Origin of the sequence: Rhodoferax ferrireducens, from assembly GCF_031458075.1 — a bacterium.
GTDB lineage: Bacteria > Pseudomonadota > Gammaproteobacteria > Burkholderiales > Burkholderiaceae_C > Rhodoferax_B > Rhodoferax_B ferrireducens_A.
On sequence record NZ_JAVDXT010000001.1, the window covers coordinates 1,158,453 to 1,170,626 of the forward strand.

13 protein-coding genes and 1 pseudogene are annotated in these 12,174 nt (G+C 66.1%); 7 read left to right on the plus strand and 7 right to left on the minus strand.

From position 1 onward, the window contains the following. The first annotated feature begins 1 nt into the window (after window position 1). From J2X19_RS05480 to J2X19_RS05495, 4 genes are all read left to right on the plus strand, one after another. Window positions 2–943 (plus strand): GntR family transcriptional regulator, encoded by a 942-nt coding sequence (locus tag J2X19_RS05480; RefSeq protein WP_116604427.1) that lies wholly within the window; start codon window positions 2–4, stop codon window positions 941–943. A 10-nt stretch (window positions 944–953) separates the two neighbouring features. After that, a complete protein-coding gene (locus J2X19_RS05485; RefSeq protein ID WP_310371345.1) occupies window positions 954–1,691 on the plus strand; it encodes an ABC transporter substrate-binding protein in 738 nt (245 codons plus the stop codon). Window positions 1,692–1,765: 74 nt separating this feature from the next. Then, a complete protein-coding gene (locus J2X19_RS05490) occupies window positions 1,766–2,824 on the plus strand; it encodes a lactonase family protein (protein ID WP_310372638.1) in 1,059 nt (352 codons plus the stop codon). Between the two features lie 250 nt (window positions 2,825–3,074). Continuing rightward, the gene (locus J2X19_RS05495; protein ID WP_310371347.1) at window positions 3,075–3,383 is read left to right on the plus strand and encodes an acylphosphatase; all 309 of its coding nucleotides are present in this window, start codon (window positions 3,075–3,077) and stop codon (window positions 3,381–3,383) included. A gap of 42 nt (window positions 3,384–3,425) precedes the next feature. Here J2X19_RS05495 and J2X19_RS05500 read toward each other — a convergent pair whose 3' ends face one another. From J2X19_RS05500 to pdxR, 3 genes are all read right to left on the minus strand, one after another. Further along, window positions 3,426–4,319 (minus strand): alpha/beta hydrolase family protein, encoded by an 894-nt coding sequence (locus J2X19_RS05500; RefSeq protein ID WP_310371349.1) that lies wholly within the window; start codon window positions 4,317–4,319, stop codon window positions 3,426–3,428. Between the two features lie 107 nt (window positions 4,320–4,426). After that, a complete protein-coding gene (locus J2X19_RS05505; RefSeq protein ID WP_310371351.1) occupies window positions 4,427–5,086 on the minus strand; it encodes an HD domain-containing protein in 660 nt (219 codons plus the stop codon). 210 nt (window positions 5,087–5,296) lie between these two features. Next, a complete protein-coding gene (gene pdxR / locus J2X19_RS05510) occupies window positions 5,297–6,772 on the minus strand; it encodes a MocR-like pyridoxine biosynthesis transcription factor PdxR (protein ID WP_310371353.1) in 1,476 nt (491 codons plus the stop codon). Between the two features lie 104 nt (window positions 6,773–6,876). Between pdxR and J2X19_RS05515 the strand changes: the two are divergent. Then, window positions 6,877–7,578 (plus strand): annotated as a pseudogene (locus J2X19_RS05515) (GNAT family N-acetyltransferase); the annotation flags it as partial. A gap of 8 nt (window positions 7,579–7,586) precedes the next feature. Here the strand turns inward: J2X19_RS05515 and J2X19_RS05520 are convergent. Beyond that, window positions 7,587–7,988 (minus strand): hypothetical protein, encoded by a 402-nt coding sequence (locus J2X19_RS05520; protein ID WP_310371355.1) that lies wholly within the window; start codon window positions 7,986–7,988, stop codon window positions 7,587–7,589. A gap of 232 nt (window positions 7,989–8,220) precedes the next feature. On the opposite strand from J2X19_RS05520, the gene J2X19_RS05525 reads away from it, so the two are divergent. Next, window positions 8,221–8,385: a hypothetical protein gene (locus tag J2X19_RS05525; RefSeq protein ID WP_165830789.1), complete on the plus strand. Its 165-nt coding sequence runs from the start codon at window positions 8,221–8,223 to the stop codon at window positions 8,383–8,385. Between the two features lie 61 nt (window positions 8,386–8,446). Further along, entirely contained in the window at window positions 8,447–8,653 is a 207-nt protein-coding gene (locus J2X19_RS05530) for a hypothetical protein (RefSeq protein ID WP_116604420.1), read from the plus strand. 74 nt (window positions 8,654–8,727) lie between these two features. Here J2X19_RS05530 and J2X19_RS05535 read toward each other — a convergent pair whose 3' ends face one another. The 3 genes from J2X19_RS05535 to J2X19_RS05545 all read right to left on the minus strand — a co-directional run bounded on the left by J2X19_RS05535 (window position 8,728) and on the right by J2X19_RS05545 (window position 12,126). Then, the gene (locus J2X19_RS05535) at window positions 8,728–9,849 is read right to left on the minus strand and encodes a M48 family metallopeptidase (RefSeq protein ID WP_310371358.1); all 1,122 of its coding nucleotides are present in this window, start codon (window positions 9,847–9,849) and stop codon (window positions 8,728–8,730) included. Then, window positions 9,842–11,119: a YjgN family protein gene (locus tag J2X19_RS05540; RefSeq protein WP_310371360.1), complete on the minus strand. Its 1,278-nt coding sequence runs from the start codon at window positions 11,117–11,119 to the stop codon at window positions 9,842–9,844. Before J2X19_RS05540 ends, J2X19_RS05535 begins: the two co-directional genes overlap by 8 nt. A 113-nt stretch (window positions 11,120–11,232) precedes the next feature. Continuing rightward, window positions 11,233–12,126, minus strand: coding sequence for a LysR family transcriptional regulator (locus J2X19_RS05545; protein WP_310371362.1), 894 nt, complete (start codon window positions 12,124–12,126; stop codon window positions 11,233–11,235). Window positions 12,127–12,174 lie beyond the last annotated feature (48 nt).

Sequence of the window (12,174 nt, forward strand, 5' to 3'; positions counted from 1 at the left end):
CATGAAACCCGCTGCCTCCATTCCTGCCCAGATACTCACCCTGATCCAGACCGAGGACTGGCCCGTGGGCAGCCATTTGCGCGCCCAGGCCCTGGCCGACCGGCTGCGGGTATCGCGTTCGCCGGTCAACGAGGCCTTGCAGCTGTTGGAAGACAAGGGCGTACTGCTGCGCGAGCGCAACCGCGGCTATTTTCTGGCCCGGGCCGGCGCCGAGCTGCCGGCCGAGCTGCTGCAGGAGCTGGGCGGCGATGCCGCCGACGCCAGCGTCACCGCCTACTTCAAGATCGCCGAAGACCATCTGCAGGGGCGGCTGCCCGATTCCTGCTCGGAGGCCTCGCTCAAGGCCCGCTACCAGCTGTCGCCCGCGCAGCTGAAGACGGTGCTGAACCGCATCGCCCAGGAGGGCTGGGCCGAGCGCAACCCCGCCTATGGCTGGACCTTTTCCTCCATGCTGACCACGCCGGACAGCCTGCTCAAGTCTTACCGGCTGCGCCTGGCGCTGGAGCCGGCGGCCTTGCTGGAGCCCGGCTACCGGCTGGACAAGCAGGTGCTGGCCCGCTGCCGCGCGGCCGAGCAGCACTTGCTGGACGGCGGCATCGCCACCGCCACGGCCGACCAGTTGCACGACCGCGGCGTGCTGTTCCACGAGTCGCTGGTCGAGGCCTCGGGCAATGCGTTTTTTGTCGACACCATCCGCCGCGTGAACCGGGTGCGGCGCCTGCTGTCCTACCGCTCCATGCGCGACCGCAGCCGCTATGTAGAGCATTGCCAGCAGCACCTGGAGATCCTGCAGCTGCTGGAGCACGAGCGCAATGACGAGGCCTCGGCCGCGATGCGCGAGCACCTGGGCAGCACGCTGCGCAATCTGGAGCGCATCAGCGACCTGCTGCAGACCGAGCCCGCCACTCCCTCCGTTGATCCTGTTTTAGCCACTACCCGCTGAGAGAAAAACCATGACTGTTTCCTCCGACCTCATCGCCAGTTTCGCGCCCACCGGCACGCTGAGGGCCTCAATCAACGTGGGCAACCCGATTCTGGCCAACCTCGACGCCAACGGCCAGCCGTTTGGCGTGTCCATCGACCTGGCGCGCGGCTTTGCCCAGCTGCTGGGCGTAGGCATAGAACTGGTGGTGTTCGATGCCGCCGGCAAGTCGGTCGAGGCAGTAACCCAGGAGCAGGCCGATTTCGGCTTCTTTGCGGAGGACCCGGTGCGCGGCGCCGGCATCGCCTTTACCGCGCCCTATGTGCTGATCGAAGGCGCCTACCTGGTGCGCGAGGATTCGCCCATCACCGACAACGCCGAGGTGGACCGCGCGGGCAACCGCGTGGTGGTCGGCAAAGGCAGCGCCTACGACCTGCACCTGAGCCGCGAAATCCAACACGCCGAGATCCTGCGCGCACCCACATCGCCTGCCGTGGTCGACACCTTTATCGCCCAGGGCGCCGAGGTGGCGGCCGGCGTCAAGCAGCAGCTGCAGGCCGATGCGCGCCGCCTGCCTGGCCTGCGCCTGCTGCCCGGCCGCTTCATGGTGATCCAGCAGGCCATGGGCCTGCCCAAGGGCCGCGGCGCAGCCGCCGCCCAGCTGCTGCACCGCTATGTGGAAGACATGAAGGCCAGCGGCTTCGTCGCCGATGCCTTGCTGCGCCATGGCATCCAGGGCGCGTCGGTGGCGCCAGCCGCGCAGCCATGAGCGCAGCGCCGGGCCGCTCCCAAGCCAGCTCGCACCGCAGTGCGCAGCACGAAGGTACTCCAGTGGGCGCAAAGCTGTACGCCTACGTCGGCTCGCGCACCACCCGCGAACGCAATGCGCGCGGCGAGGGCATCAGCGTCTACCGCGTGGATCCGGCGCTGGGCCGGCTGGAGCGGGTGCAGCTGGTGTCGGACCTGGTGAATCCGTCCTTTCTGGCGTTGAACCAGCGGCGCGATCGGCTGTATGCGGTGCATGGCGATGGCCACGAGCTCAGCGTGTTCAGCGTCGATCCGGACAACGGCTGCCTGCAGTGGCTGCAGCGGCAGGACTGCGGCGGCCGCAACCCGGTGCACCTGGCGCTGGACGCGAGCGAGAAGTTTCTATTGGTGTCCGACCACCTGGGCCAGCAGGGCGGCAGCCTGGTGGTGCTACCGGTGGCCGAGGACGGCCGCCTGGGCGCGGTGCAGCAGCGCGTACCCATGGTCGGACCGCCCGGCCCGCACCGGCACGAGCAGCCGTTCGCCAAGCCGCATTTCAACCCCTTTGACCCCAGCGGCCGCTTCGTGGCCGTGCCCGACAAGGGGCTGGACCGGGTGTTTGTGTTCGATTTCACCCAGGGCCAGCTGGTGCCGGCGGCCCAGCCCTGGCTGCAGGCGCGCGAAGGCGCCGGGCCACGCCACATCGTGTTCCACCCGCAGGCGCCGTATGCCTATGTGGTCAACGAGCTGGATTCGACGGTCACGGCCTGCCACTTCGACACTGCCAGCGGGGCGCTGCGTGCGCTGCAGATCGTCTCGTCGCTGCCCGACAGCTATACCGGCAACAGCCGGGCTTCGGAGATTGCGCTGTCGCCCGACGGCCGCACGCTGTACGCATCCAACCGCGGCTACGACAGCATCGCGGCGTTTCGCGTCGACACCGCCACTGGCCGGCTTACCTGGCTGGAAGCCACCCCCTCGCAAGGCCAGACCCCGCGCTTCTTCGCCATCGCCCCCGACGGCCGCCACATGTTTGTGCTCAATGAAGACAGCGACAGCATCGTCACGTTTGCCATCGATGCGGCCAGCGGCCGGCTGCTACCCACCCAGACCCGCGAGCCCTGCGGCAGCCCGGTGTGCCTGGTGTTTGGTTAAACGATATTGCTATGGAATAAATAGCTGCTTGCGCTGGTGGAGTATGCGCCAGAGTCTTGTTTGGCTTGATTTTTGGAGCCAGACTGGCTGGGCTACTCCACTTGATTTGCCCTAAGGCACACAATAGGGCGAGTGCTGGCTAAGAAGATTCAGCCATGCCGGATCGCCGGACGACCGAACGCCCAAGAAGGGGCAATGGCGCCGGTTTTACTGTGTTGTTCCGCAGCGGTTGACGCGAAGGATGGTGCGTATGCATTCTCATGCCAACGATGGGGCGGTAGAAAATTGGCTGCTACGGGTGCGCGGCCGTGTGCAGGGCGTTGGGTACCGCGACGCCTGCATGCGGCAAGCACGAACGGTGGGCATCCGGGGATGGGTCCGCAATCGGGCCGACGGCTCCGTGGAAGTGACGCTCCAGGGTTCCCCGGACGATGTCGCGGCCATGACCGCCTGGCTGCGGGATGGCGTGCCGGGCGCGCTTGTCACGGACATGGACGCCACACGCGTGCACCCCCCGTTTCCGCACCTCGACAGCTTCGACCGTTTGCCCACGCAGTAGCGGTACAGCGGGTGCTTCCATCTGGTGTTCTGCCCAATCTGGTCAGGAGGGCTGTTGCAAGCCCTGCAATCCGATTTTCTTGAAAAACGCATCCACGGTTGGCACCCAAACGGAAGCGTTCGGGCGTCCTTCGAAGAAGCTGTGCCCATCGCTGCCATAGGCTGGCACCATTTTTAGGTCCATGTCTACGCCTTTGGCTTGATAGGACTCGCCCAAGCGTTTCGCAAGCGCCGGACCGAAGAAGTGGTCATTCTCCGAATAGAACCACAGCATGGGTATATGGGTCGTTCTGGCGTAGTGGCTGAAGGCATCCACCAGCTTGCCCTCGTTGCAGACATTGTCCGGCCCGCGTGAGCCGCGTCCGCCTGCAAAGTTGATCGTGCCAACGACACCCGCGGGGTTCTGGCTGGACAGGGCGAGCACGCCAAAGCCACCGGCGGATTTCCCAAGCAGCACCACGTGTTTTGCATCGACATAGGGCTGTGCGCGGCCGTATTCCAGTGCAGCATCGATGTCCTTGGCACTTTCGAGCCCGGCGCCGATGTAGTCGGGGTTGGCGCAGTTGAAATAGTTCTCGGCCCATGGCCCGTCGGAGCCGCCATAGCCGCGACGCAAGGTGTGGATCACCACGAAGCCCCGCCGGGCAAAGAGCTGGGCCTGCCAGGCGTAGTTGTTCTTCATCGCCGCAAAGTCGGCCTGGGACCGTGGCGTGCCATGGTTGATGAGCAACAGCGGAAACGGCCCGTCGCCCTCGGGCTTGTATTCGGTGGCGGACAGCTGGATGTGCGAATCGCTGAGCATGCCTTTCACCGTCATCGGGATCTTGATCTCCCGCACGGCAATGTCGGCCAGCGCCGAGGTCGCCGCGAATGCTGTCAACAGCAGTGCCACCATGCCCCACAGGGCCCGGAGAAAGAGAGGGCTTCGAATATTCATGGTCGTCCAGTTACTTCTGGGTTGAGAACGGCCGGCATGGCGTCAGCGAAACCGGCTCCAGGCGTCGACCTTCGATGCGCGTTGCTGCGAAAAGTTGCGTACCGTTGTCAGATGGCTCCCAGCCACTCCGCCACAAATTGGTCGCGAAAGCGGACAAGCAGCTGGACACGGGATTGCGCCAATTCCCGCCCCTCGGCCGTATTCATAGCCATCGGCAAGCGCAGGAGCTTGTTCTCGATGTGGTCGAGGGTATAACGCATATCGTCAAGCGTGCGGGCCTCGGCAAGCGGTTCGGTCGCATGCGCGAGGGAGCGGCCCAACTGACCTCCGATGTGGAACATGCGCGCCAGGCCCACGGCCCCTAAAGCGTCCAGACGATCGGCATCCTGCACGATCTTGGCTTCGATCGATCCAGGGCGTATCTGGGCGGAATAACTGTGCGCTTCGATGGCATGCACTACGCCAGCCAGCCGCTCTGGGGGAAATCCCAGCTTCGACAGCTGCGCTTCGGCCTGCAGGGCGGATAGTCGGGAGGCATTGCTACGGTCTGGGTGGTTCTTGGGCAAATTGACAAGATCGTGCAGGTAGCAGGCGGCCATCACCACCAGTTGATCTGCATCGGGATGCGTCACAAGGAGTATCTTGGCCGTTGCCCAAACCCTGTTCAAGTGGTTCAGGTCGTGTGCGCTGTCGCCGGCGTCACCGTGGGTAGCCAAGCGAACCAGTGGGGGGCGCCAGTAGTCGAGCAAGTCTTTCCAGTCTTTCATGTGGCCAGGCAACCTTGAAAAAGTCAGTACGCCGCCATGCAAAGCATGGATCGGGAGGCAACTGTCCATGTCTGCAGTGGGTCGAATTTTGCCTGAGGCTATGGCGTTACGTATGTGCCAGCCCATGGTGTAAACGCTATTGAATAAGTAGCTGCTTGCGCAGGTGAAGTATGCGCTAAAGCCCTGTTTGGCTTGATTTCTAGAGCCGACTTAGCCAGTCAGCCGCGCGGCAAGCGCCAGCTGCGACAGGCGCTGCACCAGGGGCTCGAACAGCTCGGCCGAGGTATTGCCGTAGCCCAGCACCAGGCCGTTGTCCTGCGGCAGAGGCTGCAGTGCAAAGACGGACAGCGGGGCGGGCGTGATGCCGTAGGGCAGGGCGGCAGCGGCGATGGCTTTGTCGGGGTAGCTGGCCGGCAGCCGCACTGTGAGGTGCAGGCCGCAGTGGCCGCCCTCGATGGTGTGCGGCAGGTGCAGATGCCGGGTCAGGGCTTCGCGCAGCGCCTGCTGGCGGTCCCGGTACAGGCGGCGCATGCGGCCCAGGTGGCGGCTGAACTGGCCGCTTTCCACGAACTCGGCCATGGCCAGCTGCTCGTAGCGGTGGCCACCGCGCAGCATCTCCTGCAGCGGCGTCTGCAGCTCGGCCACCAGCGCCTCCGGCAGCACCAGAAAGCCCAGGCGCAGCGACGGGAACATGGTCTTGCTGAAGCTGCCCACGTAGAGCACCGGCGCCTGCGGCACCAGGCCTTGCATCGCGCCTATGGGCTCGCCCGCATGGCGGAATTCGCTGTCGTAGTCGTCCTCGATGATCCAGGCCCCGGCTCGGCGTGCCTGGGCGATCAGGTCGAGCCGGCGCGCCACCGTGAGCACCGCGCCGGCCGGGTACTGGTGTGAAGGCGTGGTGTAGACCAGGCGCGGCGGCTGGGCTTTCCAGTCGGACTCGGCCAGCACCAGGCCTTCGGCATCGACCCGCATCGGCACGACGCGCAGGTCGCCGCCTTGCATGGCGACCTTGGCACCGCGGTAGCCCGGGTCTTCGACCCAGGCGGTGTCGCCGGGGTTGGTCAGCAGGCGCACGCACAGCGCCAGCGCCTCCTGTGTGCCCTCGGTGATGACGATCTGCGCGGGCTCGCAGCGCACGCCACGGGCAATCGCCAAATGCCGGGCAATGGCGGTGCGCAGGGCCGGCTCGCCGGTCGGCTGGCCATAGCCCAGCGCCGCAGTGCCGGCGCGGCGGATCGCCTGGTCGTAGGCCCGCCGCCAGGCCGCCAGCGGAAAGTGCGACAGCGCGGGCACGCCCGGGCGCAGCGTGCTGCTGGCATCGGCGTGCGGGGCCGTGGGCTGGATCTGCGCCAGGCGCCGCGCTGTCTGCGGGACTGCGGCTGCATCCCGCACCGGCCGGGGCCGGGCCGGGCGCGACAGCGTGGCCACCCGCGTGCCCTGGCGGTCTTGCTGCACATAGCCCTCGGCCGCCAGATGCTCGTAGGCCGCGGTCACGGTGTTGCGCGAAATCGCCAGCCCCTCGGCCAGCACGCGCGAGCCCGGCAACCGGTTGCCGGGCGCGAGCCGGCCGTCCAGGATGGCGAGCTTCAGGCGCTGGTGCAGCTGGCGCTGCAAGGGTTCGGCAGCAGGCTGGGTGGCCAATGGCGTTTCAAACAAGACCTGGGCAGCGGGCAGAGAGGGGCGCATGGCGTGGCACTATCAAATCATGCAAGTGTGGCACTTTTAATGATTCCACGTATCGCTTACCTTTAGCCTTTTACCGCCCCACACATTGCCACCAGAAAGCCTGTATGCCCCACACCTTGAACGCCTACCAGCAAGCCATAGGCGAGCCCTTGCCCGACTGGAGCCCGCGCGCACTGCCGGCGCGCGCGCCTATCCTGGGGCGCTACTGCCGGCTGGAGCCGCTGGACCCGCAGCGCCATGCCGACGACCTGTACGCAGCCTATAGCCAGGCGCCGGACGACCGCGACTGGACCTATCTGCCTGTGGGCCCATTCGCCAGCGCCGCCGACTACCGCGCGCATGCCGAGCGGGCCGCGGCCAACAGCGATTTCCTGCACTACGCGGTAATCGACTTGAAGACCGAACGCGCAGTGGGCACGCTGGCGCTGATGCGCATGGACCCGGCCAACGGCGTGATCGAGGTCGGCTTCGTGGTGTTCTCGCCGCTGCTGCAGCGCACGCCGATTTCCACCGAAGCCCAGTACCTGTTGATGCACTACGTGTTCGACACCCTGGGCTACCGGCGCTTCGAGTGGAAGTGCGACAACTTGAACGCGCCTTCGCTGCGGGCCGCCGAGCGCCTGGGCTTCCGCTTCGAAGGTATCTTTTTGCAGGCCACGGTCTACAAGGGCCGCAACCGCGACACCGCCTGGTTCTCCATCATCGACAGCGAATGGCCCGCGCTGCGCGCCGGCTTCGCGCAATGGTTGGCGCCCGAGAACTTCGACGCCCAAGGGCAGCAGCGCCGCTCGCTGGCGCAGATCCGTACAGAGCTCTAGGTACCGTCCCACAGGCCGTGCGCGTCCAGGATCGCGTAGGCGATGTCCGGGCTTTTCTCCAGGCTGCGGCGTATGGCGGCGGGGATGGCCTGCTTGGTCTTGCGGCACAGGCCGGGCTGCTCCTGCAGCTGGATGCTGATGCCGCGCAGGGTGCGCACCTCGTGGATGCTGGGGGTGATGGTCAGTACGATGCCCAGCTGTTCGTGCAGGCGGCTTTCCATTTTCTTCAGGTCGGCCAGGCTGGACAGCGTCTCCAGCCGGGCGAGCAGCCGGCTTTCTTCTTCCCGGGTGAGCTTGAGGATGCGGATATCGGCCTGCGGATCGCTCAGCAAGGCCTGGCGATTGCAGACGCAGGCGCCGGGCGGGCACTCTTTGCGGATCGGAAATGGGGCGTTCATATCGTCGTCGAGGCGCTGTAGACCCCATCCGGGGAAGACTAGCCGGCTATCTTAAAGCAGGCCACCGGCACAGCGTTGGCATCCTGCGATGCACCAAGTTGAGGCAAAAGCGTGTCTTATATCTGACAACGCCCACTAATCCGCATGTTTTGGTGCGCATGCGCACCTGCATTGTGCGATACTAGGGTTAACCCTAGAAATGGGGCGCGTCACTTATCCAGGAATCTTTGCTATGAACATCTTCTTTTTACTTTGGCTGGCTGCCCGCCGCGCTGTCCAGGCACTGGGCCGCAGCATGGACCAACAGGATCAGCGGGATGTGGAAAGCTATCTCGGCAAAGCCCAGTCGTTTGCCGACCTGGAGTCCCGCGAACGCTACTGGCTGCAGTCGCACTAATTTCAATTTCATCCGGCCGTTGTGGCCACAGGCGTGTGCCTGCATATTTTGGAGTACCACCATGCAAGTTATTTATTTCCTCAAATCTTTGTTCAGCGTTGCCAGCGCGACTTTTACACCGGGCGAGCGTGTCAACCTGGTCCGCCGTGGCAGCATCTTGCGCACCGATGGCTACGTGGTCGCGCAAACCGACGGTGGTGTGCTGGTCGAATGGCCACGCGCCGGTTCCAGCTTTGTGAAGTCGTCGGAACTGACGGCCATCGTCTAAATCTGGATGCTATCGTTTAGATAGCTTCTTGCGCATATCCAATATGCGCCAACGCCTGATTTGGTGTTATTTTTCTAGTCCTTGGGGCACTGCTGCGTGTGCCCTTGTTGTAGCGCGGTGGCGCGCTCCACGGTATCCGGGTGGCTGCTCAGCAGCGTCCATGCCGAGGCCGGCCCTTCCTTATTGGTCGCCTTGTCGCCCCCCCGCGCAATCGCCAGCAGCAGTTGGCCCATGGGCGCAGTAGGCAGGGCCGCATGGCCCAGCAGTGCGATGGCATAGCAGTCGGCCTCGCGCTCGTGGCCACGCCGGTAGGCCAGGCCCGTCAGCAGGGCGCCGCCGGTAGACAAGACCCCCGACACATCGCCCAGTGCCAGCCCCAGGCCGACATTCAGCACCCCTTGCTCGACCAGCATGCGGGTGGTGTGGCGGTGCACCACGTGGCCCATCTCATGCGCCAGCACGCCGACCAGGGCGTTGTCGTCCAACCCTTTGTCTGCAGCGGCTTTGACCAGCCCATCGGTCAGCACCACGGTGCCACCGGGCAGCGCAAACGCATTCGCCCCCATGCCCGAACGGAACGCCAGTGTGAAGCGCGGCTGGTAGCCACCGTAACGCTGCAGCGTGGCCGGAGCCTGCTGCACCAGGGTGTCGAAGCGGTTGCGCAGCGCGGCTTGGCGCTCGGCGGGCAGTTGGCTGGGTTTCAGCGTGCCATCGTCCAGCTGCTGCAGCGCCTGCGCGGCCAGCGTGGTTTCCCAGGCCAATGGCACCTGGCCGGTGAGCTGGGTGGCCAGCCAGGGCGTGCCGTAGCGGTAGAACAGCGCCAGCCCGATGGCGGCTACGGCCAGCGCGCCCAGCAGTGCCGGCCAGCGGGTCTGTAGGCGCTGGGCCAGGCCGGGGCGGGCGCCGGCGGCCTGCAGCGCAGCCTGCCAGTCGGCAACGGCGTCAATCTCCAGGCTGCCATGTTCGCGCAAGTCCACTACCAGCCGCAGCTGGGGTTTGTGGGCGTTCCAGGCTTCGGGCCAGCCGACATCGGTGTGGCGGAAGGTGGTGGGCGGCGTGCCGGCCTGGGCCAGCGGATGCAGCAGCAGGTTGGGCCCACCGGGCGCAGGCACCAGGCCGACCAGCACCGGCTGGGCTTGGCTGCTCCGGCCGTCGAACCAGCGCGCGGGCACCAGCGCTGGCAGGGCGCTAGCCAATCAGGTCCAGCCCCGCGGCATCGGCCAGCGCATCGCCGAGCGCGCCTTGCTGCTGGCGCACCATGGCGCCCGTCACCTGGTCCACACCGCCTTTGACGAACAAGGTCACCGATTCGAACTTCATGCGGTATTCGCTGACCCGGGCGAATGGGCGGTACAGGCCCAGGGTGAACAGGGTCAGCAGAATGTTCTTGATGCGCAGCAGCACATAGCTGCGGGTGCGCAGCCCGCATTTGAAGCGCGCCACCTGGCCCAGGCCCACGTTGTTCCACACCAGCTGGAACATGCGGGCTTCGCGGTAGGCGCGGGCCGGCGCCGAGGCCAGCACCAGCAGCACCGCGCCGCCGACCACGCCGGCCAGCACCAGCACAAACATCCACGGCCCGAGCCGCTGCGCCTGGCCCATCAACAGCACGGCCGAGCCGCCGATGGCCGCCGCCAGCAGTGCGCCGATCAACACGACGGACAGCACGAACACCGCCACCGTGGCCAGCCATATCTTGACGAAGTCCAGGTACACCGGCTTCCAGCGGCCGGCCGCCGCGCCCAGCCGGGTGCGCTGCACCAGCAGGCTCTTGTAGTTGTATTCGAGGCGGATGGCGCACAGCAGCGACAGCACAATGCCCAGCAGCACTACGCCGCCCATGGCCCAGCTGACGCTGGGCAGGGCTTTGCGCGCCTTGGCGCCGACCTGCTGCACGGCCTCGCCGGCCTCGGGCGCCAGCGCCTGCAGGCCGAACACCACGCCTATCCACACCAGCGCCAGCGCAAACACCGGCCAGCTGGCAATGTAGACCTCGCGCCAGCGGGCGGTGAACTGCAGGCGCAGGCCGCGCCAGCGGGTGGCACCCAGGCGGAACCGCATGGCGCTGCCCCAGATGTAGGGCGCGAGCGCGGCACCGCCCAGCAGGAACAAGGCGACTGCCGTGTCCTGCCCGGTTTCTACCGCGATTTTGTAGGCCAGGGTCAGCAGCACCAGCAGCACAAAGCCAACCACCATCTTGCGCTGCTGTGCGGTGAATTCCAGCGGGCTGTCGGCCACCAGGCTGTGGCTGTAGAAGTACTGCGCGGTGCGCCGGCGGGCCCAGGGCGTGTAGAAGCCCAGAGTGATGATGGACAGCAGCACGTTGACGGCCCAGACCCGGAAGTAGCCGCCACCACTGCCACTGAATTCCAGCGGATGCGCGTCGATCTGGCCGGCGGGCGGGGCGTCGCGCGATGGCGCTGGCAGCGGCAGCGCGTTGCCGTCGCGGGTGTCCTGGTAGTCCATGCTCTCCCTTTTCAACTGCCGGGAAGTGTAGCAGTGCTACTTAGCGGGAATGGCCGCCAGCGCTTATCTAGACTGCACGTGCAGCTATGTTTTTCATAGAAAAGAGGGACACCTCAGGCCTTGGCCTGCGCCAGCAGCAGCGCCACCATGGCCTGTGCCGCCACCGACAACGCCTCGCCTTTGCGCTGGGCCAGCACCAGCGGGCGGTGCAGCGACGCGTCGCGCACCGGGCAGGTGTGCAGGGCCGGGTTCTGGAAGTGGAACAGCGTCAGCTCGGGCACGATGGCAATGCCCAGGCCTTGCACCACCAGCGCCGCCAGAGTCGCCAGGTGTTCAACCTCCATGCTGGAGCCGGTCAGCTGCTCCACACCCGTGGCCTGCTCCAGGTGCTGGCGCACGCTGCTGTTGCGCGCCATGTGGACCATCGCATGCCCGGCCAGCTGCTTGAGCCGCACGCTGGTATGCCGGGCCAGCACATGGTCTTTGCGGCAGACTAGCCAGTAGCCTTCCTTGCGCAGCAGCCGGGTGCTGAATTCGCGCAGGTCGCCGCCGGCGGTCAGCGCAAAGTCGACCTTGCCTTCGCGCAGCAGGGCCAGGCTGGCGCTGGCCAGGCAGTCGGTCAGCTGGATGTCGATCTGCGGATGCTGGGCCCGGTACTGGGCGATGGCCGCCGGCATCCACACCGCGGCGATCGAGGGCAGGGCGGCCACCGCCACCCGGCCGACCCGGCGCGCGGCCAGGTCCTGCAGATTGGCCAGCGCGCTGCGCAGGTCTTGCTCGATGCGCCGCACCTCGTCGGCAAACACGCTGCCCTCGGGCGTCAGCACCACATGCCGGGTCGAGCGCTCGAACAGCTTGACTCCGGCCGTCTCCTCGATGCGCCGGATCCGCTGGCTGAACGCGCTTTGCGACAGATTGCAGCGCTCGGCCGCGCGGGTGAAGTGCCGGGTGGCCTCCAGCGCCATGAAGGCCTCCAGGTCACGGGCCGAGATATTGATTGATTTCATCGATGAATCATGCGGTTTTTCCCATTTTACGAATGATGTGGCTGGCCG